The organism is Microbulbifer litoralis (assembly GCF_023634065.1).
Taxonomy (GTDB): Bacteria; Pseudomonadota; Gammaproteobacteria; order Pseudomonadales; family Cellvibrionaceae; genus Microbulbifer; species Microbulbifer litoralis.
Genome location: NZ_JALKCV010000004.1, coordinates 165117 through 180878 on the forward strand (window position 1 = coordinate 165117; position 15762 = coordinate 180878).

Genomic DNA, 15762 nt, shown 5'->3' on the forward strand with positions numbered 1-15762 from the left:
CTTGGTGTGCGTCATCCCGGCACAGGGTTCGGTATAACAGGACGATTCCGGGTCTGGTGCTCCTGCGACACTGGATTCCGGATCGAGTCCGGAATGACGACCAATGCGGTAAATACAGGAATATTCCGTTGCGAACGTGGCACGGATAGCTTCCTGGATTTCAAGTGATAACCGGAAAGCTTCGGCACTTTCAGATAGAATCTGGCATATGGAACCTGGGAAAATCAAAGCGTGTCTTGCATGAAAAACATTGCGACCAGAGCGAGATCTCTATTTATTGTATATTCACTTTGCGCCCTTCCCGCTTTTTCACAGGCGGCGCAGCTTGAGCTGCAGAGCGCGAAAGAAGTGGTCGTAGCCAGACAGCTGGAACTCCGCTCAGAGACTCTCGATCGAAACGTGTCCATCAATATCTCACTACCCGAGCACTACGGGCAAAGCTCAAAGGATCATCAATACCCGGTAGTATTTGCAAATGACATGCATGGCGAACGCTTCTTCGGCATCACAAGCCATGTCTACAACCATCTCGGCGATGTGGAACGGCTGCCCCAGAGTATCGTGGTGAGCCTGAATGGGGGCGGCGGCTACCCCGCTATCCACCATAACGGCATGTGGGGAGAAAGGCCGGCGGAGAAAATGCAACCATGGGGAAATCCAGCACTGTATCTCAAATTTTTTGAGAAAGAGTTGATACCCTACTTGCAGACTGAGTACCGGGCCAATGGCCATACAACGCTGATTGGCGTGTCGGGCAGCGCATTTTTTCCGCTCTGGGTTTTACACGAGAAGCCGCAACTGTTTGATTTTTATATCGTCCATGCTGCAGCGGATATTCTGGGAATGGGCCTGCGCAAAGATTCCCCTTTTTATGAATCCCTCCCCAGAAGATTGCAGAATTACAAGAACCCGAAGCCATTGAAGATCTATATTTCAACTGCCGATAGCGATATAGGGAAGGATTCGCGCTATAACTCCAACCTGCAAGCACTCCAACGCAATCTGGAAGAAATAGACAACCCGGATATTTCCTCAAAAATCGAAATTTTCGACAATGGGGAGCATTACGGGTCCTACATTCAATCTTTATTGGGTGCGACCGATTACTACTTCCCCTATAAAGACTGGTCTGCCCGCTACCGGGATATCGTCAAGAAACCGGGTAACGCCCTCAAAAACATCGACAACCACTTCGACAAGCTCAGCGGGAAAACCGGCTTCGAAATACTGCCAAGGGCGGATAGATGGCACAGTGTCAACCGGCTGGGATTTCTGGTTAAGGACCTGGCCAGGCAAGATCGGGCTGCAGAGGCTGTTCAGGTCGCAGAGCGTTATATTTCCTATCAGCCGGGGTCCCCGTTAGCGTACAAATCGTTGGCGGAGGCGCTTATTGCAGATCATGACTTTGAGCGGGCAAAGTCGGTTTTAGAACAGGCTTTATCTATCGATGACAATGTCGCCCCACAGCTGAAGACGCAGCTCAACGAACTTTTGAGAGAACTGACAGAAGATGAGCAGATAAAAAGGAAAATCTATCGGTAATGCGGCTTTCCCTCCGGGATCTGGCGACAGGCTCCGGACTCCGGCATACTGACGAGAACAGGGAAATACCCGACAGCGGCCGGGAAACAACCAATGGCCGTTTAAAGTTTGTACAACAAGGGAAGCCATGCACATCATTATCGGCATCATCACCGCCATCGCCGGCCTGCTCTGGGCCCTGAACAGCCTGCAGAACGCCGGCGTCAACCTGAATGCCTTCAATCCCTTCACCTGGGCGCGCCGCCGCAAGTGGGAAAAGAAACTCGGCACCAAGCCGATGCACGGCCTGACAGACTCCATGGATGCCGCGGCGCTGCTGGTTGTAGCGGTAGCCAAGGCTGACGGTGAGATCACCCGCGACACAAAACTGGAGGTACTCAGGCTGTTCGAGCAGGAGTTCGGTATCAGCCGCGGCCGCTCGCTGGAGCTGTTCTCGGCATCAACCTATATGCTCAGGGATGTGCTGGATATGTCCGCCGAAGTACGCCATGTGCTCGCGCCCAGCAAGGCCGATTATCGACAGAGCCATATCGACAAGCTGCTGGATATGATGCACAGGGTGGCGGACTTTGAGGCCGAGGCGACACAGGCGCAGCTCGGCCTTATCGATGCGGTCAAGCGGGAATTTGACCTCAATGCCGGGCAGGCGGCCAACTGGTAGCGCAGCGCCCTCTTCCCCGGGTTTTATTCAACGCCCGGCGTAAAGCGCGCGCGGCCGGATCAATCGCGGCTCCCTGTTGAACTCGTGGAAGTGTGAAATCCAACCGAACACCCGGCTGCAGGCAAACAGGGACGTGAAGTAACGCTCCGGAATGCCCAGCGCCAGGTAGACGGCGCCCTTGTAGAACTCCAGGTTCGCATGGATCTCCTTGCCCTTGGCACTGAAGACGTCCTGGCAGGTATCCTCCACCGCGACCAGGGTCTCCATCAGCGTCTGCCATTCAGTGCCCTCGCAGAACTGGCGCGCCATGGGTTTGAGGATGGCGGCGCGGGGGTCCAGGCGTTTGTATTCACGGTGGCCCATGCCCATGATCTTGACCTTGTTGGCCAGGGCATCGCGCACCCAGCCATCGGCTTTTTCCGGGCTGCCGATCTCGCGGGCCATCATCACCGCCGCCTCGTCGGCACCACCGTGCAATGGGCCGGACAACGCCCCCAGGCTGCCGGCAACGCTGGCAGCGAGGCTCGCGCCGGTACTGGCGATCACCCGGCCGGCGAAGGTGCCGGCATTGAAGCTGTGGTCCAGTTGCAGTATCTGCGTGGTGTTGATGGCCTGCAGGGCCCGCTGCTCCGGCGCCTCACCATTGAGGCCGTACAGCAGTTTTTCCAGGAAGCCCAGGCCGGCGGGCACGGCGAAGACGTCTCCGCGCTGGCTCAGGTTGTGCCATACGCGCACGGCGGCGTTGATGCGGGCCGCCAACACCATGCCGGGCACCCACTGTTCGCCCAGCCAGGCCGGTGCCTGCCGCACCGGCGCCAGGCTGGCGATAGGCGCCAGGGCCTGCAGCACCGCCATCGGATGGGTGTCGCGGGGCAGCTGCTCGAGTACCCGGCTCTCGACCGCGCTCAGCTCGGATTCGTCCGCCAGCCAGCGGTCCAGTTCCCGGCACTGCGCCGCATCCAGCCACTCGCCGGTCATCAGCCAGTTGAGCACGGCGGCAAAATCCCGCTGCACCAGGGTCTCGATCGATTCCCCGCGGTAGGTCAAGCGGCCGACTTCGCCCTCGACATTAGACAACTCCGTCGCGCCCACAACGACGCCTTCCAGACCGGCATTGATCTCCTCGGTCATAGCAACTTCCTCGCACTGTGCCTGTGATGGCGCTATTAAAAAGGCAGTGTCGCTGTTAATCTAATTAAACCTTATAAACGAATGATTAGCAGGGCTTATCATGCGCCTGGAAAGTGGCGAGATGCGCATCTTTCACTCCGTGGCCCGTTCCGGTGGCTTTCGCGCTGCGGCCCAGGAACTGCACCTGACCCAATCCGCGGTCAGCCAGGCCATCAAGCAACTGGAGCTGAAGCTGAACCAGCCGTTGTTGATCCGCGACCGGCCGGTGCGACTGACCCGCGCGGGCCGCCGCCTCTATCGTCATGTGGACGACCAGTTGCAGCAGGAACAGACGGTGCTGGCTGACCTGTCACGGCTGGCGCGGGGCCTGGACCAGCAGTTGAGTGTCGCCATCGACAGCACCAATAACCGCTTTGCCGGCGCGGACCTGATCCACACCTTTATCGGCCGCTGGCCGGAGGCGCGGCTGAAACTGGTGGAACAACCCTCCCGTGCCATTGTTCCGGCGGTGATGAGCGGCGAGGTGGAGATGGGCCTGGGGCCCTTCCAGACGCGGATGGACCGGTTCAGCACCGAGCCGCTGTACAACGAGCACCGCCTGCTGATGATCAGCCCGGCCCACCCGCTCTACCGCGCGCAGATGACCGCCGGCGACCTGCGGCGCATCCCGCTGGTGGTGTCGTCGCTGGACGAACCGGACCAGCGCCCCTACCAGGAAAAGCTGCGCGACAACTTCCAGATGATCTGGCAGATCAGCAGCCTGAACGTGCGCCTGAACCTGATCGACCGGGGCCTGGCCGTGGGCTACATCAGCACCGAGGTGACGCGGCAGCTGCCGCATATCCAGCACTTCCGCCCTCTGCAGGAATTCGATTTCGCGCGCATCGAGCGCCAGGTGGGGCTGTTTTACCGCCGGGATCGAAAACTGAGCTCGGTGGCCCGGGACTTTATCGAGGTGTGCCGGCGCTACTGGATTGAGGGCGCTTCAGTTCCCGATTAGCCCTGCCGTCATACCGTTGCCTTCTGGCTGAAACCGACATGGGGAAGTGTTGAACCCCGCCATGATCGTGCCTCACCGACCACCGATAACAAAAAATAATGGCGCGGTAACCAACGTTGCGATGCGGTGGCCGGTGGTAATCGACTGTAGTAATTACGGTATGCTGCGTTCGGTGAAGTGGCGCAGTCTCGGCGGCAGAGATCCGTCCCCGCAATACGTCGCAGGCGCTACAACCCGACCGTAAGTCTTAATAATAAACAGGAACTGTTGAATAGATTTTCTGGAAGAATGAATATATCAATCCCGCCACGCGTACGCTTGCACCCGGCGCTGCCGGCAAACTTCAAATTCCTTGTTTCCCGGTCTCGCGCCAGATGGCTTCCCAGCTTAAGCTTACTGCTGCTTGTCTTGTCCACACTAGCCGAAAGCGTCCTGGCCGCGGGTTTTAAACCTCTTGAAATTCCCGCGTCCAGCGGTGAGCCGGCAATAAAAGCCATGGTGTGGAGCCCCTGCGCGAACGCGCCGGATACATCAGAGATAGGTCCCTATATTGTGCAGGCCATACCGGATTGCGCCATTACGGACCAGTCACTGCCCCTGGTTGTCATTTCGCATGGATACGGGGGATCCCTCCTCGGGCATCACGATACCGCAACGGCCCTGGCCGATGCGGGCTTTGTCGTGCTGACGCTGAATCACCCCGGGGATTTTTATGACGACGACTCGGGGGCACATCAACTGGATATTTTCGAATCCCGGCCTCGCGACGTGAGCCGTGCCATTTCGTTTATGCAGGAAAGCTGGTCAATGCGTAAAAACCTGGATCCGGATGCGGTCGGTGTTATGGGCTTTTCCCGCGGTGGAACCACCGCCCTGATATTGTCCGGCGCCGTACCCAGTATCCCAGCCAGTGCCGAGCGCTTCTGCAGTGAATGGTGGTCGTTCGTACACTGGCAGTGTCGCCAGCTCAAAGCCGATGAAGCCCGGATTACTCCCCACGCAGACCCGCGTATTCGCGCAGCCGTGGTCATGGATCCCCTGAATCTGTTCGATGCCTCCGGCTTGCAGTCTGCACATACGCCCGTGCAGTTGTGGGCTTCCGAAAACGGGGGCGACGGGGTTGAATTCCAGCATGTAAAGGCAATACGGACATCTCTGCCACAGGTCCGGGATTACCGCGTCGCGCGAGGCGCTGGGCATTTTGCCTACCTGGCCCCCTGCACCCCCGCATTCAGGGAGTCCGCACCCGGTATCTGCGAAGATCCGGAAGGCTTCGACCGGGTCTCCTGGCACAGGGAAATGAACGCCGCGGTTGTCGATTTTTTCAAACGGCAATTACAAACTCAAAATCGAACTGGAGCCCAGAGGGGCGGATAACAGTCGGTCCGGCCATCGGGATAGTCGGCTGTTAGCGCCTCGAAGAGATGGTATTTCACCGGTTCTCAACAACCCCAGATCGATTTGGGCACCCACTTGTTCGTCGCAAAAAATTGATTGCATATCGCAAGCAAAACCGCACAATCTTTACACAGCCACCCCACTTTACCTATCCTGTCCCACTGACCAATCGCGACACCGGCGTGTCCGATATAAATTTCTACAGGCCAGAAAAATATGAGTATAAAGTTTCGCAATCTGACCATTGCGGCGCTGACTCTGCTGTCTGCACAGTCAGCGTTGGCAGCCGAAGATCCCTACCTGTGGCTCGAGAATGTCGAAGGCGAGAAAGCCATTGAATGGGTCAAGAAGCAGAATGCCCAAACCCAGGCCCACCTGGCTGAGAGCAAACTGTACCAATCCCTCTACAGCGATGCCCTGGCCGCGCTGAATGCGGAGGATCGCCTGCCGGAACTCACCCGCAAAGGCGACTGGCTGTACGAGAACCACCACAGCGAGGATCACCCGCGCGGCCTCTACCGCCGCATCGAGGTGGACGACTTCAATCGCGGCAGCGACGACTGGGAGACGGTATTGGACGTCGATGCCCTGTCCGTGGAGGAAGGCAAGAAATGGGTCTTCAAGGGCATGACCTGCCAGGACGATGCCCAGACCCGCTGTCTGCTGGCACTGTCCGAAGGCGGTGGCGACGCGGTGGAGTTGCGCGAGTTCAATGCCAAGCGCCGCAGGACCGTGATCGGCGGTTTCTATTCGCCGATCGCCAAACAATCTGCCGTGTGGGTGGACGCCGACACAGTGCTGCTGGCCAGCGCCAAGGGCGACAAGGCGGCGACCGACTCCGGTTACGCCCGCACTACCAGGCTCTGGCACCGCAGCCAGCCGTTGGAAGATGCCAAGATCGTCAAGCAAGTGGCGACGGATTCCGTCTGGCTGCGCCCGGTCGAAGTCGGCTCCGGGGATGAGCGCGCACTGCTGCTGAGCGAGGCGCTGGATTTCTGGCACAGCCGCACTTCCGTCTATCGCAACGGCGAGGTGCTGCCGCTGGACCTGCCCGAAAGCGCGGTGATCTATGGCGCGCAGGGCGATTCGCTGGTGGTCAAGTTGAACAAGGACTGGAAAACCGGCGACAGGACCTGGCCACTGGGCAGCCTGGTGCTGGTATCCCTGGATTCACTGGTCGCGGGCGATCCCCGGATTTCCAACCTGGTCACCCCAAGCAAAACCGAAGTGGTCAATTCGGTGGCGGTCTCCGAAGCCGGCGTGCTGGTGACCATGCTGGACGACGTCAAGGGCCGGGCCTATTTCTACACCCGCGGCGAACAGGGCTTTACCCGTACCCCGATTCCCTTCCCGGACAACGGCCAACTGGCGATTGCGACCTACGACGACACCACCGGCAATGCTTACTTGCGCTGGGAAAACTTTGTCACGCCGCCGACGCTGTACCACTACGATGCGGAGGCCGGCAAACTGGATCGAATCCTGGTGCAGTCACCGACCTTCGACGGCAGCAAGTTCAAGATCGAGCAGTACTTCGCAAAATCCGCCGACGGCACCAAGGTGCCCTACTTTGCAGTCATGGCAAAGGATATCGAGTTTGACGGCAACAACCCGACCCACATGTTTTCCTACGGCGGTTTCCGCAACGCGCTGCTGCCGTCCTACTCCGGCTCCTACGAGACATTGAACGGCGCCTACGGCAAGCTGTGGCTGGAGCGCGGCGGTGTCTTCGTGCTGGCGAATATCCGCGGCGGTAGCGAGTACGGCCCGGCCTGGCACGCGGCGGCGCTGCGCGAGAAACGGGTAAAATCCTTCGAGGACTTCGCCGCGGTGGCGGAAGACCTGATCGCACGCAAGATCACCAACCCGCACCGCCTCAGCATTGAGGGCCGCAGCAACGGCGGCCTGCTCGTCGGCGCGAGCATGACGCGCCGCCCGGATCTGTTCAATGCAGTGATCTGCGGCGTGCCGCTGCTGGATATGAAGCGTTACAACAAGCTGCTGGCCGGCGCCTCCTGGATGGGTGAATACGGCAACCCGGACACGGAGGACTGGCGCTTTATCAAGGAGTACTCGCCCTACCAGAACCTGGAGAAAGGCACCGATTACCCGGCGATTTTCTTCTTCACCTCCACCCGCGACGACCGCGTCCACCCGGGCCACGCGCGCAAGATGGCGGCGAAGATGGAAGCCATGAACCAGCGTGTGGATTACTACGAGAACCTCGAGGGCGGCCACAAGGGCAGCGCCACCAACGAGCAGCTGGCACACCGTGTGGCGCTGATGTATGCGCACTTGTGGGCGTCGCTGGACAACCAACAGTCCGGGGCGACAAGCGCCGCCGGGCAATAAGCTTCCCTCCAACTTCTGCCCGGCCCGGGCGTGTCGCGTCTGTCGTTCGCGATGTCCCCGGGCCAGGTTTCCCCCATTTTCCTCCCGGTTCACTCGCAGACGGCAAAAGAACGCGGTCGGCGCAATAATCAAACACCTGCTAATGGCATCCGCCTCTTCAGGGTTGCATCAGGGGAGGTACAGGAATGTCCGGATCAACTAACCGGTTTCCGCCAACGATGCTTTATAGGCCGCAATAGCCGGCTCGAGCGCCGCCAGCCGTTCCAGGCTCTCGCGGCGCCAGATATCCTCCCGTTCATAAAACACCGGGTAGGCCGGCATCGAGCCGGGAATCTCCACCCAGGGCTGTTTGGAACCGGTATAGATATGGACATCCGGCGGCAACCGTCCGGGATCGTCCAAGGTCCCGACCCGTACAAACTTCGTCAGGTGTCCACTGCCGGCATAATGGCTCCAGACCGCCACCAGGCATTTGGGGCAACGGGCGATGCGCTGCCCACGGCCACTCTCGGAAGGCGTCTGGAACAGTTGCGGTTCGCCGTTGAGGTTGGTCACCCGATCGGATTCGATCATCGCGTTGATCACAAAGGCGGTGCCGGTTTCCCGCTGACACCATCTGCAGTGGCAGCAGTGTACGACCAGCGGCGCGGTATTCATTCGGTAGCGGAGGTGGCCACAGCCACAACCGCCTTCCAGGGGATAATTCGCAGTCATTATTGTTGACTCCTCGATCATTTCGCGGAAAGAGTCCTCAGCAGTTACAGCAGCTTTCGAGGGTAGGCTCCTGTCACCGGAAGTCAACGGGCGAACGAACCGGTACGCGTATCACACGATAAAGAAGGCAGCCGAAACAATGGCTTTTCGCTCCATATTGATGTACACGCAAGACGGGAGACAGGACGGATTGACCAGATGGGGTAATTTCAACACGGCTTCGTTGTATCCGGAAGTTGCCCGGCGTACAGTTGGCGGACAACCTCAACATGAAACAGGAAGTGCCAAAGTGACACTGCATCTCGAGCTGCTCCCCATCCTCGCCATCATCGCCGGCATAGCGATACTGATCAAGCCGCGGCTATTGAACTATATCGTCGCCTTTTACCTGATCGCGATCGGCCTGATCCAGATATTCAATATCAATATCCAGCTCTGACCGCAGCGGCACGGCGCTCAATCGGATTCACGCTCGGCGTCCTGTCGCTTGGCCTGCTTGTGCTGGTCCTCACTGACACCCCGCTTCCAGTAGCTGGAAATATAGCGGTGCCGGTTGGACACGGTGCGCTCCTCGCGGAAGTACTGGCGCAGCAGCTGCATTTCCTGAAACTCGCTGGCGCACCATATTGACGGCTGCCCGTCGGGCCAGGGCAGGCCACTGATATGCGCGCGAATTGACGATTCCCCCTCCGCCGGCTGCGGCTCCACAATCCAGTGGATCTCCACTCCGGCCGGATGCTTCAGCGGCTGGATATCCGCTTCGTCCACCACCGTCAGCACGGCGTGGCCGCGGGCACTCTCCGGCAGCATCTCCAGGTTCACACTGATGGCCGGCAGCGCGGTCATATCCCCTGCCAGTAGAAACCAGTCCGCCTCCGGATTGATCAGCTTGCGGGCCCCGGGCCCGCCCACCATGATCCTGTCTCCCGGTTGCGCGCCCTGTGCCCAGGAAGAAGCGGGGCCGGCGTGATCGTGGATCACGAAGTCGATATCGATTTCATCCGCCCGTTGGTGGCGAATGGTGTAGGTGCGCATCAGCGGGCGCGCATCCCCGCCCTGCCGGAACAGGAGCTTGACGTAGGCGCTCTCCTGGTCGGGCGGGAAATCGTTCATTCCCGTTCCGCCGAGGGTTATCCGCAGCATATGCGGTGTCACGTAATCGGACCTGATGACTTCCATCAGTCTTGCGGGCGGTCTTGCCATGGTATCTCCCCTTTTGTCGATCCTTTCTGTTTTCCGGTCCGGCCTGTTTGCCGATCCGACGTCCGGTCGCGCGGGACCAGATAGTTGACATGATCAACAATACGCCCAATGGTTGACCTCGTCAACCAAATGGACAACGGATTGCGCGAGCGGATCGACGCCGTCACCCGCCGGCCCAAACCGGTATAATCCCACCATGCCTGATTTACCCATTCAAACCGCCCTGCCCGGGCTCCTCTCGGCCCTGGCGCAACACAGCAATGTCGTTCTGCAGGCCCCGCCCGGTGCCGGCAAGACCACCGCCGTGCCGCTGGCGCTGCTTGAATGCGACTGGCTCGGGAAGCGGAATATTATTGTGCTGGAGCCGCGCCGGCTGGCCGCGCGCAGTGCCGCGTCGCGGATGGCGGAACTGCTGGGCGAACCCGTCGGCGAGACGGTGGGTTACCAGATTCGCGCCGAGCGCAGGGCGGGCGCCCGCACCCGCATCCTGGTGGTGACCGAGGGCATCCTGACACGGCTGCTGCAGTCCGATCCGGAGCTGGCCGGGACCGCACTGGTAATCTTCGACGAATTCCACGAGCGCAATTTGCAGGGCGACCTGTCGCTGGCGCTGTGCCTGGAATCCCAGGAGTGCCTGCGCGACGATCTCAGGCTGCTGGTGATGTCCGCCACCCTGGAGACGGAAGGTGTGGCCGAACTGCTGGGCGGCGCACCGGTGGTCACTAGCGAGGGGCGCAGCTATCCGGTGCATGTGCACTACCTGCCGCGGCAACGCATCCCCGACGACACCCGGCAACTGCCGGGCGCAATGGCCCGCGAGATCGCCGCCTGGATGGATGAACACGCGGGCAGCCTGTTGGCTTTCCTGCCCGGCGTCGGCGAGATCAGGCGGGTCGAAACATTGCTGCGGGATAAACTCTCCGGCCGCGACGAAATCCTGCTGGCACCGCTGTACGGCGACCTGGACAAACAACAGCAGGATGCCGCCATCGCCCCCGCCCCACCGGGCAAACGCAAGATCGTGCTGGCCACCAACGTGGCCGAGACCAGCCTGACCATCGAGGGGATTTCCACGGTGGTGGACTCGGGCCTGATGCGCGAGTCCCGCTTCGATCCCAACACCGGCATGAATCGACTGGTGACCACCCGTATCTCGCGGGCCTCCGCCACCCAGCGCTGCGGCCGCGCCGGGCGCCTGAGCGAGGGCCACTGCCTGCGGCTGTGGAGCGAATCGCAACAACAGGCCCTGGCCGCAAAGAACACCCCGGAAATCCTGTCGAGCGACCTGGCGCCACTGATGCTGGAACTGGCCCAGTGGGGTGTGCGCGAACCCGAAGAGCTGCGTTGGATGGACCTGCCGCCGCCGGGCCCGGTGGCACAGGCACAGGACCTGCTGCAGCGGCTCGGCGCCCTCGACGGCGAGCGGCGCATTACCGAACACGGCGCGGCGATGCTGGCACTCGGCACCCACCCGCGTCTGGCACATATGATGCTCCACAGCCTCGACCTGGGGCTGGCCGAAGAGGCCTGCCTGCTGGCCGCACTGCTGTCCGAACGCGATCTGTTCCGCGGCGAAGCGCGCTGGGACCGGGATATCCAGAAACGCGCGGACCTGCTGCAGGGCAAGGGCGGGAATCCCGCGGTGGACCGCGGCGCCGTGCATCGCATTCGCCGGCAGGCCGGAAGCTGGCACCGGCAACTGGAGAAGATCCGCCCGGGCGCTGCACCGGTGAACGATAACGATGCACTGATCGATTCCTCCGATCGCACCGGTGTGCTGCTCGGCCTCGCCTACCCGGACCGTATCGCCAAGAGCCGGCGCGACCGCGGGCGCCGCTTCCTGCTGGCCAACGGACGCGGGGCCCACTTCTCACACGACGACGAACTGGCCCTGGCAGACTACCTGGTAATTGCCGAACTGGACGGCCAGGGCCGCGACGCGCGCATTCAACTGGCCGCGCGCATTTCCGAGCGCGCGCTGCGCGACTTTTTTTCCGCACAGATCGAGCGCGGGGAATCCGTGCGCTGGGATGACAGTGCCGGCCGCGCCGTTGCCAGCGAGCGCACCTGCCTCGGCCGCCTGGTGCTCGACGAACAGCCGGCCCGGAATATTTCGCCGGAACTGCTCAGCCGCGCGCTGCTGGATGCGATCCGGCAAAAGGGATTGCAACTGCTGCCCTGGAACCGGGAGGCGGAGGACCTGCGCGCGCGGGTCGCATTCCTGCGCCGCAACGCGGACCATTTCCCGGCGCCGGCCCAACTGCCGGACTGGAGCGACGCGGCGCTGCTCGACACACAGGAAGACTGGCTGCTGCCGCACCTGAACGGCGCCAGCCGACTCGACCAGTTGAAACAGCTCAACCTGCACTCGATCCTGCTGGCCCAGTTGGACTGGCTGACCCGACAACAGCTGGACGAACTGGCGCCGAGCCATATCCGGGTGCCCAGCGGCTCGCGTGTCCGTATCGACTACGCCGCGGAAGAACCGGTGCTCGCGGTGCGCCTGCAGGAGATGTTCGGGCAACCCCAGACCCCGGCAATCGTGAAGGGGCGCTACCCGCTGATGATTCACCTGCTCTCCCCCGCCCGCCGACCAGTCCAGGTCACCCGCGACCTGGCCAGCTTCTGGGCCAATACCTATGCGGAAGTAAAGAAGGAACTGCGGATCAAATACCAGAAACACTACTGGCCGGACGATCCATTGACGGCACAGGCAACGAGCAAGACCAGGAAACGGATGGAAAATCCCTGATATCGATCGCAGGGATGGAGGTACTATCGAGCTGGCAGCTGGTGTACTGTTTTGAAGATTTTGATGACTGGCAGGGCGTAGCCCGGATGGAGGCGCGCAGCGCCGGAATCCGGGATTATCGTGCCGGGCCACACCCTGTCCCGGATTCCGCTGCGCTCCATCCGGGCTACGCCTGTCAATCCGGAAGGTGGGCTTTGGTCAAAATAATTTTGAAATAACCAACAAAGTATCGTTGCAGTGATCCTGGTTAAAATAATTCGAATTCTGCACAAACAGAAAAGTTCCCCGCCAAATAACTTCTATCTCGAGTACCACTTTCCAATTCCACCCTGTTGTGGGTCGCCGCCGGGCGGCTTGCCGGTCGACAATCAGGGGTGAAATCCGCTTCGGAAGTTTGCAGGCGAGCATCCCAACAATAACGACACGGGGAAAGCGAAGATGAAACTTCTATCCACCCTGCTGCTGTCCACAGCCGCCGGCCTGGTTTCCACGCATGGGTTGGCAGTGGACTGCAGTGGCATGCCCGGCTACAGCGCCGGAACCAGTTACGCCCAGGACCAGGATGTGCAGAACAACGGCGAGGCCTATAACTGCGATATTCCCGGCTGGTGTTCTTCCACCGCGGCCTGGGCCTACGAGCCGGGCGCCGGCAGCGCCTGGGCCCAGGCCTGGACGGCGCTGGGGAATTGCGACGGCAGCAGCTCTTCCGGCGGATCCTCTTCCGGGGGCGGCGCCGGTGGCAGCGGCGACTACGGCGTGGAAGCCTACGGCTCCGCCGCCGCCCTTTTCTATGTCGAGACCGCGGACTGGGCGGATATCCACTACATCCTCAACACCCAGGGCCAGCAGAACTTCCGCATGTACACGGCCAACGGCCGCCAGGAGTGGCAGCTCGACGGGCTCGCCAACGGCGACCAGGTGCAGTATTCCTTCACCTACAACACGCCGCAGGGCGCCGTGGACACCCCCTGGCAGACCTATACCCACACCGGGGGCGGCGGCAGTTCCAGCAGTAGCAGCAGCTCCGGCGGCTCATCGGGCGGCGGCAGCTTCGATCCCGGCAACCCGTCCGCGGGCGGCAGCCATCCGCGCCTCACCATTCACAATGCCTGCCCGAGCGAGACCATGTGGGTTCACTGGCTGACGGTTCCCGATTTCCAGGGCGGCGTGCTGAACGCGCCCAATCACACCGCCGTGGCCAGCGGCCAGTCGATCAGCTACAACATTCCCGACAAGGGGCTGGCGGCGATGCGCTTCTGGCCGGCGTTCGGTTGCGACGGCGGCGGCATGAACTGCCGCATCGGCGCCAGTGGCGGCCCGCAGGAATTCGGCTTCACCTGCCCGCCCGAGGGCTGCGCGCCGCCGATCGATTCCAAGTTCGAGGCCACCTTTGGCTGCATCACCGGCATCGGCGAGTCACAGTGCCAGACCAATCCCTCCGGCGGCGGCGCACTGGGGCGATCCGACTGGTGGAACTCCAGTGCCGTGGACGGTTTTACCGCACCGATCAAAGTCGAGGTCAACGGCTACTGCCCGGAGGGGCCGGTGACCTCCGGGCCCTTCGCCGGCCCCGGCGGCCCCACCGACGGCACCATCGACTGTTCCGGCCTGCGCCTGGGCGACTGCCCGCGCAACGTGGACCTGAGCACCGACGGCCTCTTCCCGCACCTGTCCAATATGGACCTGCTGGCCAGCAATCCACAGACGGGCGCGGCCGGCGGCTGCTATTCCCCGGCGGGCAAGCTGACCTACGGCAACTGGGGCAACACGCCCACCTACGCGCCGGACGCGCCCGAGGCACAGATGTACACCTGCCCCACGCCTCCGGTCAGTGAGCCCGAGTGCCGCGCCGGCCCGGCCGACGGCAGCGCCTACCGCAACTACATCCACTCGGTGTGCGAGACCTACGCCTATGCCTACGACGACGGCTTCGGCCTGTCGAGCTGCCCGGCCTCCACACTGACCAGCTACGAGGTGACTTTTTACTGCCCGGAGTAATCCGAACACCTTCAGGCACTCGCAACAGTGCAACCCGGGGCCGGTGCACCAATCCCTGCAAGCGCCGGCCCCGGGGAGATTTGCGGGCGGGGAAGACCGCTCCCTGCCCGTCCATCCAACCCACTTGAATTTCGAGCCCAAAAAGGCCGAAACTGGCGCCCTGAATCCGGAATGCTCCCACGGAAGAGTGCCATGCCAACGATATCCTGTTCCCCCACTACACTTACCGCAATCGCAATGCTGACCGCGGTGCTGTTTACCAGCGGCTGCGGCAGTCGCAGTGACAGTGCGGCCCCACAGACACTGAAACCCCGACAGGAATCTTTCGAGCGGCAGGCAGCAGGCTGCGATAAAGAGGACGAATGCGCTACGGTCTCGGTCACCTACCAGCTGTTTGAAAACCGGCCCGCGCTGAACGACGCCATCCGCCGACAGCTTATTCAGCAGATGCAGGGTGTCGGGGAAAGCGGAAGCGATGCCGACAGCATCGCCGCCGCAGCCGAGGCATTTCTCAAGCAGGCGCGGGAACTACCCGACGACACCGGCAACCGCTGGATGGTGCAGGCGAACGGCAAGCTCCTCGGGCGCAGCGGCAACCTGGTTGCGGTAGAAATCAGCAGCTATGCGTATACCGGCGGTGCCCACGGCATGCCCGCCACAAGCTGGCTGAACTGGGACCTGGATGCCGACGCACCGGTGACGCTGGAACAACTGATCCAACCCGGGCAGGAAGACGCGTTCTGGGAGCTGGCGCGCAGGGCCCATCAGCGCTGGCTGCGGGAACAGACGGATATCGACGAGGAGTTTCGCCAACTCTGGCCCTTCGCCAAGACCGGCGATTTCCGGCTCGACGACACGGGGCTTACCCTGCTGTACGGCGTCTATACCCTCGGCCCCTATGCGATGGGACAAGTCGAGCTGAAGATTCCACGGGAACAACTGGACGGCGTGATCCGGCAGCAATACCTAGTGGACCGCTCGCAAAGTTAGGTAACAGTTCGCTTCGCCAAA

12 protein-coding genes are annotated in these 15762 nt (G+C 61.5%); 9 read left to right on the forward strand and 3 right to left on the reverse strand.

Features of this window, described 5'->3' with window-relative positions:
- Positions 1–240: 240 nt before the first annotated feature.
- Both MWN76_RS08220 and MWN76_RS08225 read left to right on the forward strand, forming a co-directional pair.
- Positions 241–1542 carry an alpha/beta hydrolase-fold protein gene (locus MWN76_RS08220; RefSeq protein ID WP_250460913.1) on the forward strand — a complete coding sequence of 434 codons (1302 nt, stop codon included), beginning with the start codon at positions 241–243 and terminating at the stop codon, positions 1540–1542.
- Positions 1543–1669: 127 nt separating this feature from the next.
- Positions 1670–2203, forward strand: coding sequence for a hypothetical protein (locus tag MWN76_RS08225; RefSeq protein WP_250460914.1), 534 nt, complete (start codon positions 1670–1672; stop codon positions 2201–2203).
- Between the two features lie 27 nt (positions 2204–2230).
- Here MWN76_RS08225 and MWN76_RS08230 read toward each other — a convergent pair whose 3' ends face one another.
- Positions 2231–3334, reverse strand: coding sequence for a citrate/2-methylcitrate synthase (locus MWN76_RS08230; protein ID WP_250460915.1), 1104 nt, complete (start codon positions 3332–3334; stop codon positions 2231–2233).
- A 100-nt stretch (positions 3335–3434) separates the two neighbouring features.
- Here MWN76_RS08230 and MWN76_RS08235 point away from each other — a divergent pair, with 100 nt between their 5' ends.
- The 3 genes from MWN76_RS08235 (at position 3435) to MWN76_RS08245 (ending at position 8084) form a co-directional block, all read left to right on the forward strand.
- A complete protein-coding gene (locus tag MWN76_RS08235) occupies positions 3435–4334 on the forward strand; it encodes a LysR family transcriptional regulator (protein ID WP_250460916.1) in 900 nt (299 codons plus the stop codon).
- 408 nt (positions 4335–4742) lie between these two features.
- Complete coding sequence (locus MWN76_RS08240; protein WP_250460917.1) at positions 4743–5711, forward strand: alpha/beta hydrolase family protein; 969 nt, start codon at positions 4743–4745, stop codon at positions 5709–5711.
- A 237-nt stretch (positions 5712–5948) separates the two neighbouring features.
- Positions 5949–8084, forward strand: a complete 2136-nt coding sequence (locus tag MWN76_RS08245) for a prolyl oligopeptidase family serine peptidase (RefSeq protein WP_250460918.1) — start codon at positions 5949–5951, stop codon at positions 8082–8084.
- Positions 8085–8282: 198 nt separating this feature from the next.
- Here MWN76_RS08245 and MWN76_RS08250 read toward each other — a convergent pair whose 3' ends face one another.
- Positions 8283–8798 carry a GFA family protein gene (locus tag MWN76_RS08250; protein WP_250460919.1) on the reverse strand — a complete coding sequence of 172 codons (516 nt, stop codon included), beginning with the start codon at positions 8796–8798 and terminating at the stop codon, positions 8283–8285.
- Positions 8799–9087: 289 nt separating this feature from the next.
- Here MWN76_RS08250 and MWN76_RS08255 point away from each other — a divergent pair, with 289 nt between their 5' ends.
- The gene (locus MWN76_RS08255) at positions 9088–9237 is read left to right on the forward strand and encodes a DUF3096 domain-containing protein (protein WP_250460920.1); all 150 of its coding nucleotides are present in this window, start codon (positions 9088–9090) and stop codon (positions 9235–9237) included.
- A gap of 17 nt (positions 9238–9254) precedes the next feature.
- Here the strand turns inward: MWN76_RS08255 and MWN76_RS08260 are convergent, their stop codons facing one another.
- Entirely contained in the window at positions 9255–10001 is a 747-nt protein-coding gene (locus tag MWN76_RS08260; protein ID WP_250460921.1) for a siderophore-interacting protein, read from the reverse strand.
- Positions 10002–10197: 196 nt separating this feature from the next.
- On the opposite strand from MWN76_RS08260, the gene hrpB reads away from it, so the two are divergent.
- The 3 genes from hrpB (at position 10198) to MWN76_RS08275 (ending at position 15741) form a co-directional block, all read left to right on the forward strand.
- A complete protein-coding gene (gene hrpB, locus MWN76_RS08265; protein WP_250460922.1) occupies positions 10198–12753 on the forward strand; it encodes an ATP-dependent helicase HrpB in 2556 nt (851 codons plus the stop codon).
- 438 nt (positions 12754–13191) lie between these two features.
- Positions 13192–14751, forward strand: coding sequence for a glycoside hydrolase 64/thaumatin family protein (locus MWN76_RS08270; protein ID WP_250460923.1), 1560 nt, complete (start codon positions 13192–13194; stop codon positions 14749–14751).
- Positions 14752–14988: 237 nt separating this feature from the next.
- Complete coding sequence (locus MWN76_RS08275) at positions 14989–15741, forward strand: DUF3298 and DUF4163 domain-containing protein (RefSeq protein WP_250460924.1); 753 nt, start codon at positions 14989–14991, stop codon at positions 15739–15741.
- The last annotated feature ends 21 nt before the right edge of the window (positions 15742–15762 follow it).

Bases quoted from the DNA above. Each gene is read 5' to 3' on its own strand.
- MWN76_RS08220 (WP_250460913.1), top strand. From the start codon at position 241: ATGAAAAACATTGCGACCAGAGCGAGATCTCTATTTATTGTATATTCA.
- MWN76_RS08225 (WP_250460914.1), top strand. From the start codon at position 1,670: ATGCACATCATTATCGGCATCATCACCGCCATCGCCGGCCTGCTCTGG.
- MWN76_RS08230 (WP_250460915.1), bottom strand. From the start codon at position 3,334: ATGACCGAGGAGATCAATGCCGGTCTGGAAGGCGTCGTTGTGGGCGCG.
- MWN76_RS08235 (WP_250460916.1), top strand. From the start codon at position 3,435: ATGCGCCTGGAAAGTGGCGAGATGCGCATCTTTCACTCCGTGGCCCGT.
- MWN76_RS08245 (WP_250460918.1), top strand. From the start codon at position 5,949: ATGAGTATAAAGTTTCGCAATCTGACCATTGCGGCGCTGACTCTGCTG.
- MWN76_RS08250 (WP_250460919.1), bottom strand. From the start codon at position 8,798: ATGACTGCGAATTATCCCCTGGAAGGCGGTTGTGGCTGTGGCCACCTC.
- MWN76_RS08260 (WP_250460921.1), bottom strand. From the start codon at position 10,001: ATGGCAAGACCGCCCGCAAGACTGATGGAAGTCATCAGGTCCGATTAC.
- hrpB (WP_250460922.1), top strand. From the start codon at position 10,198: ATGCCTGATTTACCCATTCAAACCGCCCTGCCCGGGCTCCTCTCGGCC.
- MWN76_RS08270 (WP_250460923.1), top strand. From the start codon at position 13,192: ATGAAACTTCTATCCACCCTGCTGCTGTCCACAGCCGCCGGCCTGGTT.
- MWN76_RS08275 (WP_250460924.1), top strand. From the start codon at position 14,989: ATGCTGACCGCGGTGCTGTTTACCAGCGGCTGCGGCAGTCGCAGTGAC.